Origin of the sequence: Limnobaculum parvum, from assembly GCF_003096015.2 — a bacterium.
Lineage (GTDB): Bacteria > Pseudomonadota > Gammaproteobacteria > Enterobacterales > Enterobacteriaceae > Limnobaculum > Limnobaculum parvum.
Genome location: NZ_CP029185.2, coordinates 2,169,868 through 2,190,616, shown reverse-complemented (window position 1 = coordinate 2,190,616; position 20,749 = coordinate 2,169,868). Strand labels below are relative to the sequence as shown.

16 protein-coding genes, 2 tRNA genes, 3 other RNA genes and 1 CRISPR repeat array are annotated in these 20,749 nt (G+C 45.7%); of the genes, 14 read left to right on the top strand and 7 right to left on the bottom strand.

The window, feature by feature from the left end; genetic code table 11:
* Positions 1 to 169: 169 nt before the first annotated feature.
* The 14 genes from HYN51_RS09090 to aroG all read left to right on the top strand — a co-directional run bounded on the left by HYN51_RS09090 (position 170) and on the right by aroG (position 13,045).
* Positions 170 to 245 (top strand) — tRNA-Lys (locus HYN51_RS09090).
* A gap of 14 nt (positions 246 to 259) precedes the next feature.
* Positions 260 to 382, top strand: a non-coding RNA gene (locus HYN51_RS09085) — RtT sRNA.
* Positions 383 to 438: 56 nt separating this feature from the next.
* Positions 439 to 514 (top strand) — tRNA-Lys (locus HYN51_RS09080).
* Between the two features lie 30 nt (positions 515 to 544).
* Positions 545 to 668: non-coding RNA, RtT sRNA (locus HYN51_RS09075), on the top strand.
* Positions 669 to 698: 30 nt separating this feature from the next.
* Positions 699 to 822: non-coding RNA, RtT sRNA (locus tag HYN51_RS09070), on the top strand.
* A 523-nt stretch (positions 823 to 1,345) separates the two neighbouring features.
* Positions 1,346 to 4,048 (top strand): CRISPR-associated helicase/endonuclease Cas3, encoded by a 2,703-nt coding sequence (locus tag HYN51_RS09065; protein WP_108899742.1) that lies wholly within the window; start codon positions 1,346 to 1,348, stop codon positions 4,046 to 4,048.
* 363 nt (positions 4,049 to 4,411) lie between these two features.
* Positions 4,412 to 5,986 (top strand): type I-E CRISPR-associated protein Cse1/CasA, encoded by a 1,575-nt coding sequence (gene casA / locus HYN51_RS09060; RefSeq protein ID WP_108899741.1) that lies wholly within the window; start codon positions 4,412 to 4,414, stop codon positions 5,984 to 5,986.
* Complete coding sequence (gene casB, locus HYN51_RS09055; protein WP_108899740.1) at positions 5,979 to 6,578, top strand: type I-E CRISPR-associated protein Cse2/CasB; 600 nt, start codon at positions 5,979 to 5,981, stop codon at positions 6,576 to 6,578. The genes casA and casB overlap by 8 nt, the downstream gene beginning before the upstream one ends.
* A 41-nt stretch (positions 6,579 to 6,619) precedes the next feature.
* The gene (gene cas7e, locus HYN51_RS09050) at positions 6,620 to 7,678 is read left to right on the top strand and encodes a type I-E CRISPR-associated protein Cas7/Cse4/CasC (protein ID WP_108899739.1); all 1,059 of its coding nucleotides are present in this window, start codon (positions 6,620 to 6,622) and stop codon (positions 7,676 to 7,678) included.
* Between the two features lie 9 nt (positions 7,679 to 7,687).
* Positions 7,688 to 8,422, top strand: a complete 735-nt coding sequence (gene cas5e, locus HYN51_RS09045; protein ID WP_108899738.1) for a type I-E CRISPR-associated protein Cas5/CasD — start codon at positions 7,688 to 7,690, stop codon at positions 8,420 to 8,422.
* Positions 8,422 to 9,075 carry a type I-E CRISPR-associated protein Cas6/Cse3/CasE gene (gene cas6e / locus HYN51_RS09040; protein ID WP_108899737.1) on the top strand — a complete coding sequence of 218 codons (654 nt, stop codon included), beginning with the start codon at positions 8,422 to 8,424 and terminating at the stop codon, positions 9,073 to 9,075. Before cas5e ends, cas6e begins: the two co-directional genes overlap by 1 nt.
* 3 nt (positions 9,076 to 9,078) lie before the next feature.
* Entirely contained in the window at positions 9,079 to 9,999 is a 921-nt protein-coding gene (gene cas1e / locus HYN51_RS09035; protein ID WP_108899736.1) for a type I-E CRISPR-associated endonuclease Cas1e, read from the top strand.
* Positions 9,999 to 10,283: a type I-E CRISPR-associated endoribonuclease Cas2e gene (gene cas2e / locus HYN51_RS09030; RefSeq protein ID WP_108899735.1), complete on the top strand. Its 285-nt coding sequence runs from the start codon at positions 9,999 to 10,001 to the stop codon at positions 10,281 to 10,283. Before cas1e ends, cas2e begins: the two co-directional genes overlap by 1 nt.
* Positions 10,284 to 10,376: 93 nt before the next feature.
* Positions 10,377 to 11,808: direct repeats of the CRISPR family, unit length 29 nt; unit sequence ATGTTCTCCGCGCCAGCGGAGATAAACCG.
* 181 nt (positions 11,809 to 11,989) lie between these two features.
* A complete protein-coding gene (aroG, locus tag HYN51_RS09025) occupies positions 11,990 to 13,045 on the top strand; it encodes a 3-deoxy-7-phosphoheptulonate synthase AroG (RefSeq protein ID WP_108899734.1) in 1,056 nt (351 codons plus the stop codon).
* Between the two features lie 70 nt (positions 13,046 to 13,115).
* Here aroG and gpmA read toward each other — a convergent pair whose 3' ends face one another.
* The 7 genes from gpmA to modF all read right to left on the bottom strand — a co-directional run bounded on the left by gpmA (position 13,116) and on the right by modF (position 20,633).
* Positions 13,116 to 13,868, bottom strand: a complete 753-nt coding sequence (gene gpmA / locus HYN51_RS09020) for a 2,3-diphosphoglycerate-dependent phosphoglycerate mutase (protein WP_108899733.1) — start codon at positions 13,866 to 13,868, stop codon at positions 13,116 to 13,118.
* A 191-nt stretch (positions 13,869 to 14,059) separates the two neighbouring features.
* A complete protein-coding gene (gene galM, locus HYN51_RS09015) occupies positions 14,060 to 15,103 on the bottom strand; it encodes a galactose-1-epimerase (protein ID WP_108899732.1) in 1,044 nt (347 codons plus the stop codon).
* A complete protein-coding gene (gene galK, locus HYN51_RS09010) occupies positions 15,097 to 16,248 on the bottom strand; it encodes a galactokinase (protein ID WP_108899731.1) in 1,152 nt (383 codons plus the stop codon). Before galK ends, galM begins: the two co-directional genes overlap by 7 nt.
* Complete coding sequence (gene galT / locus HYN51_RS09005) at positions 16,241 to 17,311, bottom strand: galactose-1-phosphate uridylyltransferase (RefSeq protein ID WP_108899730.1); 1,071 nt, start codon at positions 17,309 to 17,311, stop codon at positions 16,241 to 16,243. The genes galK and galT overlap by 8 nt, the downstream gene beginning before the upstream one ends.
* Entirely contained in the window at positions 17,304 to 18,323 is a 1,020-nt protein-coding gene (gene galE / locus HYN51_RS09000) for a UDP-glucose 4-epimerase GalE (RefSeq protein ID WP_108899729.1), read from the bottom strand. Before galE ends, galT begins: the two co-directional genes overlap by 8 nt.
* Before the next feature lie 184 nt (positions 18,324 to 18,507).
* Entirely contained in the window at positions 18,508 to 19,089 is a 582-nt protein-coding gene (locus HYN51_RS08995) for a cysteine hydrolase family protein (protein WP_108899728.1), read from the bottom strand.
* A 74-nt stretch (positions 19,090 to 19,163) separates the two neighbouring features.
* Positions 19,164 to 20,633 (bottom strand): molybdate ABC transporter ATP-binding protein ModF, encoded by a 1,470-nt coding sequence (gene modF, locus HYN51_RS08990; RefSeq protein ID WP_108899727.1) that lies wholly within the window; start codon positions 20,631 to 20,633, stop codon positions 19,164 to 19,166.
* Positions 20,634 to 20,749 lie beyond the last annotated feature (116 nt).

The following is a 20,749-nucleotide window of genomic DNA, read 5'->3' as shown; positions in this document are numbered from 1 at the left end:
GCTATTTTATGAGGTCAGATGGGTAAAGAACAGGCAGTTAGATGCCGAAAGGGAAAATTTTTGTTGCACAAATTCCAGAAGTGATTAATATAAGCCGCCGTTGCAGGGGATAACTGGATACAGCATCCGTATGTAACAGATAGCAAATTAGTAAAGATAGTAAAGCTTAGGGTCGTTAGCTCAGTCGGTAGAGCAGTTGACTTTTAATCAATTGGTCGCAGGTTCGAATCCTGCACGACCCACCATTACTAAGCTTTAGCACGATGAGAAATCGTGGGGATGAAGAACCAAAGGTTCGAGTCGAACGCAGTGAGATAACGTTGCCAGCGGCAACGGCCCGAAGGGCGAGGCCATAGGCCGAATAATCCTGCACGACCCACCATCTAAGCCATTTCATTTTTATTTATCTCGTTGTTATCACTATCAGACATCAATAATGGGTCGTTAGCTCAGTCGGTAGAGCAGTTGACTTTTAATCAATTGGTCGCAGGTTCGAATCCTGCACGACCCACCATTATTGAATAAGCGCCTAAGGCGCTTTTTTTATGCCCGTCAATCGTGGGGGATGAAGAACCAAAGGTTCGAGTCGAACGCAGTGAGACAACGTTGCCAGAGGCAACGGCCCGAAGGGCGAGGCCATAGGCCGAGTCATCCTGCACGACCCACCATTATTGAATAAGCGCCTAAGGCGCTTTTTTTATGCCCGTCAATCGTGGGGGATGAAGAACCCAAGGTTCGAGTCGAACGCAGTGAGATAACGTTGCCAGAGGCAACGGCCCGAAGGGCGAGGCCATAGGCCGAGTCATCCTGCACGACCCACCATTATTGAATAAGCGCCTAAGGCGCTTTTTTTATGCCCGTCAATCGTGGGGGGATGAATCCTCATAAATACTTATATTTACTATTCTCGTTAATATATACGTTCATATAAGCATTCGGTGCACTAAATGGTACCACCCATAGTTAATTTATTTTGGATTATGCTGCTTATTTATACATAAAACATAGGTGCATTTAAGTTGTAGGTGAAAACTTTTTAATTATCTATTTTATTGGATTTGGAGGGTTAATTTTAACGCTATAGAGTCATGAGAGAACAATGTTTATATATCAATTTGATAATGAGTTTTTTACTTAATCTAATGAAAAATATAATTATTATTGGATGGTGTCAGTGGTGTCTTACATATTTCACTTCTTGTGAATGTTATCACTAATTCATATTAATCATTTAGTTATCGTAATCTCCCTCTGGCGTATTAGTTAAAATGAAATAATTTTTTGGATCACTCTCGCCTTATTGACGGGAACGGCCTAAATAATTAAGGGATGAATGAGAATTTAAATGGAATCAGATAGCTATCCTACCTACTTTCGCTATTGGGGTAAAACACGGAAATCAGATAATGATGGGGGTGATGCTTATCATCTTTTGCCTTATCACTGCTTGGATGTGGCGGCTTGTGGCTATGAGTTAGTTGTTAATAATCGTTTTCATGCTGCTGATATACTTGGTGCGCTCGGCTTTTCTCGTGATGAAGGTGCTAAGTGGTTCGCTTATTTTCTTAGCTGGCATGATATTGGAAAATTTGCTCGAGGCTTCCAACAACTCTGGTCACATAACAACCCAGCTTTAGTTTCCCCTGTTAGCGGTAGAAACTATTCCCATAGACATGATTCATTGGGTTATTGGCTATGGAAAAATCAGTTATGTCAAAACTGGCGAGAAGGTCAGGCGGATTTCCTACCTGATGAAAATACAAAAAAAGACTGGATACCTGCATTAGATGTGTGGTTAAAGATAAGTTGTGGCCATCATGGAAGACCGCCAGAAAAAGCGAATGATAGCGCGTTAGCATTTGTATCCGATGATTTTCGCGAAGTGGAATCGTGGTTATTAGAATTACGTCAACTATTCTCTATTGATAGCTTTCCGAGTTTTTTTGCTGATAAATCTTGGGTAATACGCTTTAAGCAACAGAGCTGGTTGCTGGCAGGATTAACGGTGCTGGCTGATTGGCTAGGTTCAAATACTTTTCATTTTCCGTTGGTTAGTCAGCCAATGCCGTTAGACAGTTATTGGCAGAGAGCAAAGAGACAGGCAGAGAATGCCATCAATCAATTACCGACCATTTCATTAATTAATCCGTTTCATCACCATCATCAGCTTTTTCCATTTATCCAGCAATTGACACCGTTACAACAAAGCTCTGCAGAGTTAGATATTTCTTCGAATGGCTCGCAATTGATCATTATGGAAGATGTTACCGGCGCGGGAAAAACCGAAGCCGCACTGATTTTAGCTCATCGCTTAATGACAGAGGGAAAGGCGGATGGTCTATATATCGGACTGCCTACAATGGCGACGGCTAATGCCATGTATCAACGTTTGGCGGCAGCATATCGTCAGCTATTTCATCCTGACAGTTATCCATCGTTAATATTGGCTCACGGTGCTAGGAAGATGTCATCGGTCTTTAATCAATCTATTTGGCAGCAGGGGAAGTCGAATGATCGGCAACATTACGCGCAGGATGAGGTTAGTGGGAGTGCTGCATGTGATTATTGGTTTGCCGATTCGCGTAAAAAATCTTTGTTGGCTGAAGTTGGCGTAGGAACGATAGACCAGATTTTAATGGCGGTTATGCCAATGAACCATCAGTCACTACGGATGCTGGGACTATATAAAAAAATATTACTGCTGGATGAGATCCATGCTTATGACGCCTATATGGTGTGTTTACTAGAAAGAGTTTTGTATTTTCACGCAGCGCAGGGTGGTAGTGCCATTCTTTTGAGTGCCACCTTACCTTTTTCTCTACGGGAAAAACTATTGAATGCCTTCAATTCTGGTGCAGGTTATTCACTTATTACACCGCATCCTCAGGCTGATTATCCGTGGCTATCCCATTTACATGCACAACAGCTTGATGAAAGTCATGTAGCAACACGAGATGAAGTTAAACGGCAAGTGGCGGTTAACTGGCTAAAGGCTGAGGATGAAGCAATCGTGTTGATCAAACAGGCTATAGCGAATGGTCAATGCGTATGCTGGATTCGAAATACGGTAGATGAAGCGATTTTGGCTTACCAGCAAGTGTTAGAGGATATTAACCCTGATAACGCACTGCTATTTCACAGTCGTTTTGCTTTTATTGATCGTATCAATATAGAGCAAAAAGTATTGACGTGGTTTGGTAAAGAGAGCGGTTCCTCATTACGGTGTGGAAAAGTACTGATTGCAACACAAGTTATTGAACAAAGCTTGGATATCGATCTGGACTTGATGATTAGTGATTTAGCTCCGATAGATTTATTGATCCAACGAGCTGGTCGATTACAACGTCATATTCGACAGAACGATGGTGAGCGTAAACATACGCTACCGGATGAACGTCCTTTGCCTTTATTACATATTCTTGCGCCAGAATGGCAGCCTGATGCCGGGAAGGATTGGCTGGGGCCTGCGCTGAAAGGAACCGGGTTTGTGTATACCGACCATGCCTGCCTGTGGCGAACTCAGGCAGTATTGCGAGATGTAGGCGCGATTCGTATGCCTGAGCAGGCGCGCACGCTGATAGATGGTGTCTATGAGTCCCTGATATCTGTGCCAGATGCATTACAAAAAGTGGAAGATAATATATTGGGTAAAGTGTATGGCGATCAGGCGGCAGCAAAACAAATATTACTAGTTCGTGATAAGGGATATGACCGTAACTCCAGCGATTTGCTCTGGAGTAAGGAAATTGAAATATCCACACGTTTAAGTGAAGACACTATTGAGCTCTATTTAGCATGGTTAGATAACGATCAAATCTTACAGCCTTATGCCGATGATGTTGATTTTTCATGGGAGAAAAGTCGCGTGCAGATTCGTGATTCTCTATGGAGGAAAATATCAACAAACGTCTCTCATTTACAGAGTGATGAGCTAGAGCGATTTCGCCAGCAGATTCATCGACCAGACGCTCAAGTGATGCTGCTTAATCAAGGGAAAACATCTGACTACTATAGTCAAGTATGGGGATTGTGGAATAATCCCCGCTGATGCGGGGAACATACATATTAATAGAATACTTCAGGTTTATCCCTACATATGTAAGGAACAGGTAGATTGCATTTTAAAGTATATCAGAATCAAAAATTAAATTTTATAAATCTAAATTATCTGATTAATAGAATACTTCCTTATTTTATTTGACACTTCAAACAGTGTGAGTATATTGTGTTCAGCATACCCGTGGATTTGTTGTGATCTACGATGTTCTTAACATAAATAGAGGGAGTTTGAAATTGCGTATTGAATTTAAACGCGGTAAAGATGGCGAATGGCAGTTGATTATTACTCTTTTTTGGTTCGGCTTTTAGTATAAAGCTGCAACTTCGGGATGAAGCAATAAAGGAAAATTTGATGTTTTCATTAATCTCTGAACCTTGGTTGCCTGTGCTAAATAATGCAGGGGAACGTAAGAAAATATCACCGCTACAATTGGCTGATGATGCCATTATTGAACTCGATTGGCCGCGAGCAGATTTTCAAGGAGCAGCCTATCAGCTTCTTATTGGTATGCTACAAACCGCCTGTGCTCCACAAGATGAAGAAGAATGGCAAACGATATGGGAAGAGGGGCTTGATCCTGAAAAATTACGACAGGGGCTGGATGCTATTGAGCCAGCTATGCAGTTTGGTAAACAGAAACCTTCATTTTTGCAGGATTTCTCATCGCTTGACGTGGAGAATTCATCGATCGGTGGATTACTCATCGACGCTCCAGGTGGTAATGCGTTAAAACTGAACAAAGACCATTTTGTAAAGCGAAGTTGCTACGTACGTTTTTGCCCTCACTGTACCGCTATGGCGTTGTATACGGTACAAACCAATTCACCGGCTGCAGGGGCAGGATTCCGCACCAGCATGCGAGGCGGTGGACCCATAACAACATTAGTTATGCCTCAGGAACAGCGCCAGCCACTATGGAAAAAGTTATGGCTGAATATCATTCCTCAAGGCGCATCGCTGGATATTAGTCAATACCCATTAGTCTTTCCTTGGTTAGCACCGACTTTAAGTAGTGAAAGTGCATCAAATAAAGTTACACCCGATAATGCCCATCCTCTCCAAGCCTATTGGGGTATGCCGCGCCGACTTGAAGTTGACTTTTCCACTACGGAATCAGGTGAATGTGATCTATGTGGTGAACTGCATCCGGGCTTATTGACTCAAATACGGAGTAAAAATTATGGTGTGCAATATGAGGCTTGGTTGCATCCACTTTCACCTTACAGAAAACCATTGAAGGATGTGACTTCTCCTTGGTTGGCGGTAAAAGGGCAATCCGGAGGATTAGCTTATAAAGACTGGCTTGGTTTGATGATAGAAAGTGAAGATCGTTTTAACCATATTCGAACGGCAGAAGTCGTACGGGTTCATGGCGACCGCGACGATGTCGATATCAAAACTGGGTTGTGGTGTTTTGGATATGATATGGATAATGCCAAAGCGCGTTGTTGGTACGAGCATCGTTTACCTATCTCGTTTATCCCCTTCTCAACATTGCGTCTTATGGAATCGGTATCACGGCAATCCATTGAACTGGCTACCAGTAGTCTGCCTTTATTACGTCAAGCGTTGAAAGAAGCATGGTTTGAGAATCCAAAAGAAGCAAAAGGGGATTTTAGCCTGATAGATATCGCTTTTTGGCAACAAACAGAACGTGATTTTAGACACCTATGGTTTGCCTTAATGAAACATCCCGATCCGGTAGCCTCAGAATCACGTTCAGCCTTACGCCGTTGGATAAGTGATATTGAACACTATCTGTTTAGCGCATTTGACCGTCAGGCGTTTACCAACCCAGAAGAAGTCAATGATTTACACCGTATATTGACTGCCCGAAAAAGACTGGATAAAGAGTTTAATAAGCAGAAAATACTCAATTTGTTACGAGAGTTATCTACTGAGCGTAAGGAGAAAACCGATGTCTAGAAATGATACTTCGGAGGCATTAATTTTTCGTGATAAAGCTGCGTGCCAGGTACTGAATGATTGGTTTGACAGTTTGCAAGAGCGTGGGCGTTATGATGGTTCACCACGCATTAATGGTCGAGCATGGCGGGCTCAATTGCGGCGAGTAGAGTTTCCACACGGAATTATGGTTACGGATGGATATCATCATCTGGCTCATCGGTTGAATGAATTCATGCAGCCAAAGGATGTGCACTCTCTTTCTTTAGCGTTGTTTGCTGCAGTAGTAGTTCATGCCAGTAAGAATAATCAAGATGGCAGCTTTGCCCAGCAGTTAGGGGCGAAAATTAACGATCGTGAATGTGTATCCCGCCTACGTTTTGACCGCCTGCTCGCTGCAAGAACGCCAGATGAACTTTGTAGCAGACTTATTCGCGTGGTTAAGTTACGTGGTGAGTTAGGAATAAATGTGGTTTCACTGGCGGATGGTATATTTCTTTGGATGCAAGAGTGGTTGGCCCGACAAGAAAATCGAGAGCTGGAGCTGAATCCATTTCGTCGTAATAACGTACGCTGGGCCAGTGAGTATCTGCTTAGTACACCGCATAAATAATTATTATCTAACTTTTTTCTTCTATTTTAGGGACAAAACTTATGACAACGTTTATTCAACTTCATATGCTCACTGCCTATGCGCCAGCTAATTTGAATCGTGATGATACTGGGCGTCCTAAAACGGCCATTATGGGTGGTGTTGAACGTCTACGAATTTCCTCTCAAAGTTTGAAGCGAGCCTGGCGAACCTCTGAGATGTTTGAGGATGCCTTAAGTAGTCACATCGGTGTTCGTACCCGGCAGTTGGGCCGAAAAGTATACCAACAACTGATAGCCGGAGTTATTGATGAAAAGTTGGCGATGACGATATCCGCTAAGATTGCCGAACAGTTTGGTAGTTTAAAGAAAGAAAAAGCACCTAAAGATAAGCTGGATAATATTGATATTGAACAGTTAGTTCACCTGAGTCCGGAAGAGAATCAGGCAGTTGAACAGCTTGTTGCCATTTTGATTGCCGAAAATAGGGAACCAACGGATGGTGAGTTAAAACTACTGCGTGGTCAAGCTCAAGGTGTCGATATTGCTTTGTTTGGTCGGATGCTGGCCTCTAGCCCTGAGTTTAATGTTGAAGCCGCCTGTCAGGTTGCACATGCATTGGGTGTAAGTGCAGTTACGATAGAAGAGGATTTTTTCACTGCGGTGGATGATTTGAACCTCAGAGAAAATGATATGGGCTCCGCGTTTATGGGAGAGCGAGGTTTTGCTTCTGCGCTGTTTTACAGTTATATCTGCATTAGTCGCGATTTGCTGTTGGAAAACTTGAATGGTGATGAAACATTGGTTAAGCGTACGCTTAAAGCACTAACTGAAACTGCGATGAAAGTTTCTCCAACGGGAAACCAAAATAGTTTTGCCTCTCGGGCTTATGCAAACTATGCCTTGGCTGAAATTGGGATACAGCAACCACGATCGCTGGCTGCGGCTTTCTTTAATCCTATTCGTGTTGAAGATCAAATAGTTAAAGCAATACAGCAGTTGCAACAGCAACGCCAACGTTTTGATGATGCTTATGGCGCATGTGCAGATAAGTATTATGAGATGAATATGGAAGTAGGTAACGGCACATTGCCAGAATTACTGGAATTTATTGCCCAGTAAGGAGGGGATATGTCTCAATATCTACTATTTCAAATCTACTCACCGTTTGTCTCTTGGGGTGAGGCTGCAGTTGGCGAAGTTCGACATACATCATCTGTGCCCAGTCGTTCGGCCTTATTGGGGATATTGGCGGCTGCATTAGGGATTCGACGTGATGAAGAACAGCGTTTGGCTGTATTTAATCAACATTATGAATTTGCTGTTCGCCCATATCTTTCTCGTGAACAATGGTTAAGAGATTATCAAACCATTGAAGTACCAAAGGAAAATAGGAAGCGGCATTATTTTACTCGAAGAGATGAATTGACTCTGGCGCCTGATGAGCTAAATACAATGCTGACTTTTCGCGAGTACCATACAGATGCCTTCTATTTTATTGCAGTGCGTGAAACAGTGGGTGCCCCAGTAGGCTTAGACAAGGTAGCTGATGCATTGCGCAATCCAGTTTTTCCGCTTTATTTTGGCAGGAAATCTTGTCCTCCAGCTTTGCCCTTATCACCTCAAATATTACAAGGCACTTTGTCTGATGTTCTTTGCCAGGCTTTAGAACATGCTTTGCTGAATAATGACAGTCCACTTTTCACCCTATTATCTGGGGAAAATGACCTCTGTTATTGGGAGGGGGAACATGAAGGAATGACGGTGGTTGAAACCCGTCAGCGTAGCGATCAACCACTTAGTCGCCAACGTTGGCAATTTACCACTCGTCTCCAGCACTCAGGAAATATTAAGGGGGACGAGTAATGTTTTTTTCACGGGTTAAACTAGATTTATCCTTGTTGGATCAAGGTATGTGGCAGAAATGGCTGACTGCCCAGTCTTATGCCAGCCACCAGTGGTTATGGCAGCTATTTCCGCAAATCGATAAACGTGAATTTTTATTTCGTCATCAGGCAAGTTCATCAAATGTATTTTTTTATGTGTTATCTGAGCAGGCACCAGAGATACATCACAATCTTTTTCAAATTGAAACTAAACCATTTAACCCTCAATTAGCTGCTGGTATAAGGCTATTTTTTTCATTGCGGGCGAACCCAGTGGTAACTCGGGGAGGGAAACGCAGTGATATATTGATGGATGCCAAATATCACGCCAAAAAACAGGGGGCTGATAGAAAAGAATGGAGGCCTATTCAGGAAAATGCTGCGTTACAATGGTTAAAAACGCAGGGTGAGCGAAAAGGTTTTCAACTCGATATCGAAAATTGTCGTGTGGTGAACTATCAACAGCAGCGCTTTGTTAAACCGCAAAGCCACAAACCCATTGTTTTTGGCAGCGTTGATTTTGAAGGGGAACTAACGGTGACGGAACCAGAATTGTTTCAACAAATGCTAAAAGAGGGCATCGGGAAGTCGCGTTCTTTAGGGTGTGGGTTGATGTTAATTCGTCGGGGATAGTGGATGAGTTATATTCCTTTAAGTCCTATCCCTATAAAAGATCGAACTTCTATGATCTTTTTGCAGTATGGGCAAATTGATGTAATCGATGGTGCTTTTGTCTTGATTGATAAAACGGGCATTCGAACTCATATTCCATTGGGTTCGGTTGCTTGCATCATGCTGGAGCCAGGAACCCGTATTTCTCACGCAGCAGTAAGGTTAGCCGCAACAACAGGTACATTGTTAGTTTGGGTAGGAGAAGCCGGAGTAAGAATGTATGCCAGTGGGCAGCCCGGGGGGGCACGTTCGGATCGTTTACTGTATCAGGCTAAATTGGCATTGGATGAAGAACTTCGTTTAAAAGTCGTGCGTAAAATGTTTGAGCTTCGCTTTGGCGAGCCAGCGCCAAGTCGACGTTCAGTAGATCAATTGCGTGGTATTGAAGGTTCAAGAGTTCGGCAAACATATAGCTTATTAGCTAAACGTTATGGTGTGAAGTGGAATGGTCGACGCTATGATCCCAAAGATTGGGAAAAAGGTGATGTTGTAAATCAGTGTATTAGTGCGGCAACTGCTTGCCTATATGGTATTACTGAGGCGGCTGTTCTGGCGGCAGGTTATGCTCCTGCTATTGGGTTTGTTCATTCAGGAAAGCCTCTGTCATTTGTTTATGATATTGCGGATATTATTAAATTTGAAGGTGTTGTTCCTGTTGCATTCGAGATAGCTGCTCGTCAACCACGATCTCCCAATAAAGAAGTTCGTCTTGCATGTCGAGATATTTTCCGTAGCCAAAAGACGCTTGCCCGTTTGATACCATTGATTGAGGAGGTTCTATCCGCAGGTGAAATCCCATTACCTGAACCTTTTGTTGATGCTCAACCTCCAGCAATACCTGAACCAGAATCATTAAGTGATGTGGGATACAGGAGTAAGGGATAATGTCGATGTTAGTGGTAGTGACTGAAGCGGTTCCTCAACGACTGAGAGGGAGGCTTGCTATTTGGTTACTTGAGGTGCGAGCAGGTGTTTATATTGGCAATACCTCGCGTAAGGTCAGGGAGATGATTTGGCAGCAAATTATACATCTTGCTGACGAAGGCAATGTGGTTATGGGATGGGCGACAAATACGGAGTCAGGATTTGACTTTCAAACATGGGGTGATAACCGCCGTATTCCGGTAGATCTGGATGGATTAAGGTTAGTCTCATTTCTACCCATTTAAAATCAATTGGTTATGGTTCTTTAAAAATATAAAAAAGTTGGTGGATATTTTAGTGCTATAAATGTCATTATAAAACAGTTAGCTATATTTAGTATGTTCTCCGCGCCAGCGGAGATAAACCGTCACATGCCGATATTTTAGCTCTGGCCCCAACATGTTCTCCGCGCCAGCGGAGATAAACCGATCGCGAACAACGGCTGCTGGGTGAAAAACTGATGTTCTCCGCGCCAGCGGAGATAAACCGCCGGTATGACAGATTTACGAGAGACGTCCGATATGTTCTCCGCGCCAGCGGAGATAAACCGCATCCACTACATGGATCATATCAGCAGTATTCATGTTCTCCGCGCCAGCGGAGATAAACCGCCAAAATAACAGCATAAAAATTTCGCATGCGAATGTTCTCCGCGCCAGCGGAGATAAACCGACATTAGCGAGGACACCCGCCTAACCTGGGCTATGTTCTCCGCGCCAGCGGAGATAAACCGGATGGATACCACTTCGGTCCTGCATGGTCCGAATGTTCTCCGCGCCAGCGGAGATAAACCGGAATATGTGCTCATGACTTCTAACAAACCGGTATGTTCTCCGCGCCAGCGGAGATAAACCCAGCGCATCTCGCTGCAATCTTATCGTTTTGTAATGTTCTCCGCGCCAGCGGAGATAAACCGCGTGTTGATTCAGGCCCCGACTGGGGCAGGGAATGTTCTCCGCGCCAGCGGAGATAAACCGGAGGCTTCTGACCGGTTCCGTGAGCTTGAACGATGTTCTCCGCGCCAGCGGAGATAAACCGCCGTCAACCAGAACGGCGGGAGGGCAGGCGTCATGTTCTCCGCGCCAGCGGAGATAAACCGACGATGGCCCACGCGATTGATTATCCACTCACATGTTCTCCGCGCCAGCGGAGATAAACCGGTATCACGGAAATTACTCCCTATTCTGGCCGGATGTTCTCCGCGCCAGCGGAGATAAACCGCAATAACCCTCTGGCTCTGGACGCTCAGACAGATGTTCTCCGCGCCAGCGGAGATAAACCGAACATCCGCCACTACCGGTACAGGCCGAGGCAATGTTCTCCGCGCCAGCGGAGATAAACCGCTGGCTGTCATCTCAAACATGACATTTTTCTCATGTTCTCCGCGCCAGCGGAGATAAACCGATTGGGCGAGCACTATCAGGATGAGTAATAGCATGTTCTCCGCGCCAGCGGAGATAAACCGATGATTATTTAAAACATGAGAAAAAGTTACTGATGTTCTCCGCGCCAGCGGAGATAAACCGGCGGCTATTTGAATCGTGATTACTGAAAGCAGATGTTCTCCGCGCCAGCGGAGATAAACCGCAGGCCTCGTTATTGCTGTTTCTGGTTTTGGTATGTTCTCCGCGCCAGCGGAGATAAACCGGTCGTCGACCGCCCCCTCATCCATGATTGTCTATGTTCTCCGCGCCAGCGGAGATAAACCGTATGCTGAATCAGCAGTACGGAAATCAGTTGAATGTTCTCCGCGCCAGCGGAGATAAACCGTGATGAGGGACTATTAAATGATTCGATGCGTTCATGTTCTCCGCGCTAGTAGAGATAAATAACATAGTCAATAACCCACAACAAAATACATCAACATAATCTTCGCCATAGGCTTGTTTGCGCGTATCCGATTGTTGTAGGCTGTAATATTGTTGTTTGATTAGACACCGAGCGGGTAAAAATGAACTACCAAAATGACGATATAAGAATAAAAGAGATTAATGAGCTGTTACCTCCGGTTGCGTTGCTGGAGAAGTATCCTGCTACGGAGAAAGCGGCGTTGACGGTCGCGGCTTCCCGCGAGGCGATTCATAATATTCTGGTGGGTGAAGACGATCGTCTGCTAGTGGTGATTGGGCCTTGTTCTATTCATGATGTTGATGCAGCCCTTGAGTATTCTCGCCGTCTGGCCGAGGTGCGTAAGCGCCTTGATAAAGACCTAGAAATCGTTATGCGGGTCTACTTTGAAAAACCGCGTACTACCGTGGGTTGGAAAGGGCTGATTAACGATCCTAATCTGGATAACAGCTATCAAATTAATGATGGTTTACGCATTGCACGTAAACTGCTGCTGGATATTAATGACAGCGGCTTGCCAACCGCCGGTGAATTTCTGGATATGATTACTCCGCAATATCTGGCGGATTTGATGAGTTGGGGCGCCATTGGTGCTCGTACCACTGAATCACAGGTTCACCGTGAACTGGCGTCAGGATTATCCTGCCCGGTTGGTTTTAAGAATGGTACTGACGGAACGATTAAAGTCGCGATCGATGCGATTAACGCTGCGGGTGCACCACATTGTTTTCTGTCGGTGACTAAATATGGTCATTCGGCCATTGTGAATACGCGCGGTAATCATGATTGCCATATCATCCTGCGCGGTGGTAAAGCGCCAAATTACAGCCCTGAAGATGTGAAAAACGTAAAAGAGAGTCTGAATAAGGCCAAGTTACCTTTGAATGTCATGATCGACTTCAGCCATGCGAACAGTAGCAAACAGTATAAAAAGCAGATGGAAGTGTGCGAGAGCGTATGTCAGCAAATAGCCGGTGGTGATGGTGCTATTACTGGCGTGATGGTCGAAAGCCATCTGGTGGAAGGTGCTCAGAGCTTGGAAAGCGGCGAACCGCTAATTTACGGTCAAAGCGTTACCGATGCTTGCATCGGCTGGGACGACACTGAATTGCTGCTGCAAAATCTAGCCTATGCGGTTCAGGCCCGTCGCGGTAAGTAATGGACAATGCCTGAAATATAATAAAACGGGGGAGCCAAGGCTCCCCCGTTTTATTATATTTAGCGTATATTTACTTCGCTTTGCCCTGATTAGCTACCGCCGCAGCCTTGGCGGCTATTTCATCAGCATCACCAAGATAGTAGTGTTTAATCGGATTCATATTCTCATCAAATTCATACACCAACGGTACGCCAGTGGGAATATTGAGTTCCAGAATTTCATCCTCGGTCATATTATCCAGATACTTCACCAGAGCACGAATAGAATTACCGTGAGCAGCAATAATCACGCGCTCTCCGCTGGCAATCCGTGGTTTGATAACATCACTCCAGTAAGGGATTACCCGCTCGATAGTGGTTGCCAGACTTTCGGTTACGGGCAGTTCGGCTGGTTTTAGTTTGGCATAGCGTGGGTCGTGACCAGGATAACGCTCATCTTCTTTGGTTAGTTCTGGAGGTGTAATGGCAAAACCACGACGCCAAAGCTTAACCTGTTCATCACCATATTTTTGTGCGGTTTCTGCTTTGTTTAGCCCTTGAAGTGCGCCATAGTGACGTTCATTCAGTTTCCAAGATTTTTCAACCGGTAACCATTGGGCATCCATTTTATCCAGAATACTCCACAACGTATGAATCGCTCTTTTCAGCACGGAAGTATAAGCAAAATCAAAGGAAAAACCTTCCGCTTTTAACAGTTCACCGGCCTGAGCCGCTTCGGCTCTGCCTTTATCGGACAGTTCTACGTCAGTCCAACCGGTAAAACGGTTCTCTTTATTCCACTCGCTTTCACCATGTCTGACAAGAACTAGTTTTGTTACAGCCATTGTTATCTCCTTTACACATAATTCATCAAATGATAATGATTATCACTATACTCTTATTGAAATAAATTCAAATAGAAGGGCATGAGTTAATGATAGATGAAGTTATTCATAACGGAGCGGATGGGCGGAGTAAAAAGCCCGAAATGACAGGCGTTTCGGGCTTGGAACCAGACGTTTAACAATATTGATAGTTAAACTAAATCAAATTGATAGACCGTTGAAGAGCGATAGATTTGCTGTGGCGCGAACCAGCAGTCAGGCTGTGACCACTCGGGGTGATTAGGGCTGTCTGGCAAAAACTCACTTTCCAGCGCGATACCAGCAAAGCTGTCATAGGTTTTACCATCGCGGGATGGCGTACCCTGCAAAAAATTACCGCTATACAACTGAAGCGCAGGTTTAGTGGTAAATACGCTCATTCTCACCTTATTATCTGCAGACCAGAGCAGTGCCGCTGCGTGCTCTCCGCTGCGGCACTCGGGTGACAGCAGGTAAGCATGGTCATAACCGCTAACCTTACGCTGGTATTCATCGGTCAGGAAATCTTGCATCAGGGTTTTAGGCTGACGGAAATCCATACTTAAACCATTAACCTGAGTCAGGCCCGCATCGGGGATCCCTTCGCTATCGACGGGCAGAAAGTCGTCGGCATTGATTTGCAGTTGATGCTGGCGGCTGTCCTGATTTTTACCATCCAGATTGAAATAGGCATGATTGGTTAGGTTGATTGGACAATCGCGGTCGACACTAGCCAGATAGCTAATCTCAATGCGATTGGTTTCCGTCAGGATATAGGTGACTTCTGCGCTAAGGTTTCCTGGATAGCCATTGTCGCCATCGGCCGAGTAGATCTTAAAGGTTACTGATTGATCGCTCTGGCTTTCAATGGTCCAGCGGCGCTGGTCAAAACTGTTGGCACCACCGTGCAACTGATGAGCACCCTGATTAGGCACTAGTTCAGTCGCGATGCCATGACGGTTCAAACGGGCGTTAGCGATCCGGTTGGCGTAACGCCCAACGGTCGCGCCCAGATAGGCGCTTTGATGCAGGTAATCTTCTGGTTTACTGCAACCCAACAGCAGTTCGCGTACAGAACCATCACGCATTGGCATGCGTAAAGAAAGCCAGGTTGCTCCCCAATCCATCATTTGGGCCTGAGTGCCTGACGAGTTAGTTAAAGTAATAACATGGAATGGCTGACCATCTGGGGCCAGCGCTGCGGTGGTTTCTAGCATGTTCCCGCCCCTTCTGATGCTCGGCAAAGATAGAACACTTCTTTCATTCCGGTTTGCTGATGATATTGTTGATGAACCGCCTGACGAATCTCATCCACCAGTGCCTGAGGTGCCAGCGCCACAATACAGCCACCGAAGCCTCCACCGGTCATACGTACGCCACCTCGATTGCCAATAACCGGTTTAATAATTTCAACCAGAGCGTCAATGGCAGGGACGGTAATTTCGAAATCATCACGCATCGAAATATGCGATTCAGCCATCAAACGACCCAGTTCAGATAGATTACCCTCAGCCAACGCGTCAGCCGCAGCCAGTGTGCGGGTATTCTCAGTGATGACGTGGCGAGCCCGTTTAAAGACCAACGGATCCAGATTTGCTTTAGCCGCATTCAATTGTTCAATAGTGACATCACGCAGTGCCGTCACGTTAAAAAAGTCAGCTGCCGATTCGCACTGTTTACGGCGGGTGTTGTATTCGCTGTCAACCAGCCCACGTTTCACGTTGGAGTTGATAATAATCACCGCCATGTCTTCAGGCATCGAGACGGCTTTGGTGTTAAGACTACGGCAGTCAATCAGCAGAGCATGATCTTTTTTGCCAAGTGAAGAGATTAGCTGATCCATAATGCCGCAGTTACAACCCACAAACTGATTCTCAGCCTGTTGTCCGTTCAGGGCCAGCGCTACACCGTCCAGCGGTAACTGATACAGCACCTGAAAAGCTTTACCAACGGCAACTTCCAGTGAGGCGGAGGAGCTTAAACCGGCACCCTGAGGTACGTTACCGCTAATCACCAAATCGGCACCGCCAAATCCCGGTGCGCGCTGTTGTAAAAATAGAATCACGCCGCGAATATAGTTAGCCCACATATATTCAGGATGAGAGGCAATATCCTCACCAAGCGTGAAGCTATCCTGTTGGCTGTGGTAGTCAGCGGCAATCACTCGTACCTGATTATCATCGCGTTTAGCGCAGCTAATGATCGTCTGGTAATCGATGGCGCAAGGCAGAACAAAGCCGTCGTTGTAATCGGTATGTTCACCGATTAGGTTGACTCTTCCCGGGGCTTGAATGGTGGCTTCAGGGACATAGCCAAACTGTTGTTGAAAAATAGCTTGGGTCTTTTGCTTTAAATCACTCATTTGGCACTCCTGATTCATTGTAATGCACATCACTTACTGCTCTCAGGCGTTCTGCTGCCTGCTCTGCGGTGAGGTCTCGCTGTGACTCTGCCATCATTTCATAACCCACCATAAATTTACGGACCGTCGCAGAACGCAACAACGGTGGGTAGAAGTGAGCATGTAATTGCCAGTGCAAGTTATCTTGTCCGTTAAACGGCGCACCGTGCCAACCCATAGAGTAAGGGAAGGAGCACTGAAACAGATTGTCGTAACGGCTGGTGAGTTTTTTCAGCGCCAGAGCCAGATCCTGACGCTGTTCAGCGTTTAGCTCGCCCAGATGGCGAGCATGAACTTTCGGTAACAGCAGGGTTTCAAAAGGCCAGGCAGCCCAGTAAGGAACGACTGCCAGCCAGTGTTCAGTTTCTACAACGGTACGGCTACCGTCGGCTATTTCCCGCGTGACATAATCCACCAACATGGGTGAGTGTTGCTGTTCAAAATATTCGCGCTGCAGGCGATCTTCGCGTTCGGCCTCGTTGGGTAGAAAGCTGTTAGCCCATATTTGTCCATGAGGATGGGGATTAGAGCACCCCATAGCCGCGCCTTTATTCTCAAAAATTTGCACCCAAGGATAGCTTTTTCCCAGATCGTCCAACTGCTGTTGCCAAGTACGGATAATCTCTTCTAAAGCGGGAAGGGATAACTCCGGTAGGCTTTTGCTGTGGTCAGGCGAGAAACAGATTACTCGACTGGTTCCGCGTGCGCTTTGGCAGCGCATTAGCGGGTCAGTAGATTGTTCTGCGTCAGGGGTATCCGGCATCAGCGCGGCAAAGTCATTGGTGAACACATAGGTTCCACGGTAATCGGGATTAATATCTCCGGTTACCCGCGTGTTACCAGCACATAAAAAACAGTCCGGATCGTGGGTCGGTTGACGGGTATGGTCTACCGATTCTTGTTGCCCCTGCCACGGGCGTTTAGCCCGATGGGGAGAGACCAGAATCCACTGCCCAGTTAGTGGATTAAACCGACGATGTGGATGATCAACAGGATTAAAACCAGCAGAGTTAGTGTTACTCATCGGGATAGCCTTGTGGATTCATTGATTGCCAACGCCAGGTATCTGCACACATGTCGTCTAGGTTCAGTTTTACCTGCCAGCCTAATTCATTTGCTGCTTTGGTTGAGTCTGCCCAGTAGCTGGCCAGATCGCCACCACGGCGGGGAGCGAACTGATAAGGAACCGGTTTACCACAGGCTTTACTAAAGGCATTCACGACATCCAGCACACTGTAACCAAAGCCAGCACCCAAATTGTAGACATAAGTACCAGGATGATTAGTCACCTTATTCAGTGCGGCAACGTGGCCGTCGGCTACGTCGACTACGTGAATATAATCGCGTACGCAGGTGCCATCTGGCGTTGGGTAATCGTTTCCAAAAATAGAGAGACATTCACGACGACCAACGGCTACCTGAGCAATAAATGGCATCAGATTATTAGGAATGCCCTGTGGATCTTCCCCCATCAAACCGGAAGAGTGTGCTCCAACCGGATTGAAGTAACGTAACAGCGCTACACTCATGTCCGGCTGCGCTTTTTGGATATCTTCCAGACACTGTTCGATAATCAATTTGCTGTTGCCATAAGGGCTGGAAGGACGGCGGGTTTCCATGGTTTCCACGTAAGGGGTAATTGGTTGATCGCCATATACCGTTGCGGATGAGCTAAAAATAAAGTTCTTAACGCCGGCTCGGCGCATGGCATCGACCAGCGTTAGTGAGCCGTGAATGTTATTATCATAATATTCCAGCGGCTTGTTAACGGACTCTCCGACCGCTTTTAGCGCAGCAAAATGGATGACGGAGTCAATGCGATGTTCAGCAAAAATCTTATCCAGTAAAGCGGCATCGCGAACATCACCGTTGTAGAACGTTGGCTTGTGGCCGGTTAGCTGTTCAATTCGCTGAAGTACGCTGGCCTTACTGTTACATAAGTTATCAATAATAACCGGGGTATGCCCAGACTTAATCAGTTGAACGCACGTATGACTGCCTATGTAACCGATACCACCTGTAATCAGAACATTCACAAGATTCTCTCCGCATATAAAGTAATTGAGGCAATGATAGCACAACAAAAATAGGGGAAAAGGTGATCGGGATAAAAAAATGAAAGCGTTTACATTTTTAGGGGGAATATGAATAGCGAGGGTAACGAGATACCCCGCACAACCCGCGCGGGGCAATCAAAATGATAAAACATAGCGAGTCTGATTATGAAGCGCTATGTTCCTGCCACTGCATGCTGGTGGTGATTTCAGCTAATGGCGTAAGGGACTGCATACTTTGCTGATGGAGTTCAGGGGAGGCGGCGGCACACAAATCTTCCAGCACCGTGACTTTAAATCCCAGATCGTGAGCCTGGCGAGCCGTACTCTGGATAGCCATCAAGGAGCTTACACCGCCTAACAGAATATGGTCATATCCCCGACCGGTTAGCCAGTCATAAAGATTATTGCCCGCGAAGGCAGAAATCGCTTTTTTGATTACCACTTCATCTTCAGGCTGTACATCCAGATCTTTCACCCACTGACAGCCAGAATCGCTCAGACGCAGAGCGCCATTTTTTTTCGCCAGATTGAACAGCGGGGAGTAAGGTGGTATATCGTGATAATCATCGGCAAAACCGACCTTCACCCAGATAACAGGAACATGGTGTCGGCGGGCGAAAGCCACAGCCTGATTGGTTAATGGAATCAGACGGCGTGCCTGAACTTGCTGATGGCTACTGTTAGAGCGCCCGTGTTCGCCGACAATCTCTTCAATAAGATCAATGATAATTAAAGCACTGGACATAAGATTTCCCTGTATTCATTGGCTGATATAATGTTTTTTCAGTCACTCTGGGTAAGTATAGTCGACGAATTTCCTCAATCCGGTAGCTGTTCTATTGCATAAGCATAGCTATTGCCGGTAGAAATAAAGCTCAGACGATGGGTGATACATTTAGGTGCATCTTCTGCATGATGGGAAACAAATAGCAATTGGCTATTTCCGTCACTCATCAACACATCAATCCAACGTTTGACCAGTTGACGGTTGAGTGGATCGAGCCCCTGTAGCGGCTCATCAAGAATCAATAGAGTAGGATGTTTTACCAGTGCTCTAGCTATCAGGGTTAATCGCTGTTGTCCCCAAGATAGAGAGTGAAAAGGGCTATCGGCCTGCTGGCTGAGCGCTAACATATCCAGCCAATGCTGAGTGAGTTTTTCCTGAGTATCGGAAGTCGCCTGATAAATACCAATAGAATCCAGATAGCCGGAAAGAATCACATTACGTACGCTGGTGCTAACGCGATAGTCCTGATGCAGGCTGCTGCTGACATAACCAATATGCTTTTTGATGTCCCATATGGTTTCTCCACTGCCTCGACGGCGACCAAATAACGTTAAGTCATTGCTGTACCCTTGGGGGTGATCTCCGGTAATTAGACTGAGTAAGGTCGATTTACCGGCACCGTTAGGGCCGACAATTTGCCAGTGTTCATCCGACTTAACCTGCCAGTTAAGGCCGTTAATAATGGGTTGGTCATTATAGGTAATTAGGCAGTTATTCAGGGTTATCAATGGGGTATCGGCAGAAAATGTACGTTCGGTGGTGGCTTCAGGGGGAGGCAACGAAATGCCCGCAATACGTTCGCTTTGGGCCAATTGAGCTATCAGGGCTTCTGACAGAATCTCCTGACGAGAGCCAATGCGGGTCAGATGGCAATCTGCCAGTACGCCAACGTGGGTAATAAAGTCTGGAATTTGATCAAACCGATTGAGAACCAGTACCAGCGTTAGACCATTGATGGAGAGTTCCGCCAATAAATTGGCTAATTGTTGACGCGAGGCCACATCTAACCCATCGAATGGTTCATCTAAAATTAATAGGTCGGGAGAAGAGATAAGCGCCTGACACAGTAACGTTTTACGCGTCTCTCCGGTAGAGAGATATTTAAAACGGCGGCTGAGCAGATGGCTGATACCAAACATATCGGCCAACTGTCGGCATCGGGCCTCATCGCGATGTTCTAATTGAATGATTTCGGCGGTGGTTCGGCCGGTGTCATCTTCGCCTTCGCTTAACAGATCGGTGTTATTGCGCTGCCATTCTTCTTCAATAATTTTTTGTAGTTGTTCAAATGACAGGCGAACAATATGTTGAAAATTGTTATGACGGGAACCGTTGAGTAGGATTAGCTCATCAGATAATGCTCTGGCCAGTACCGATTTCCCACTGCCGTTAGAACCGACAAATCCCCAGCTTTCGCCTTCATTTAAGCTGAATGTCGGTAAGGTTAGGGTTTTGGTATCACTTAACCGAAAACATCCATCAGAAATCATTAACTGTTTCATATCATGACCTTTGTACTTATATATCAGTAGGTTGTTTTTATTTCTATGATGTGATTAGAGCGGTTTACAAGCATCTCAAAATAAAAGTGAAATGACACCACATAACGTGCTGCTTT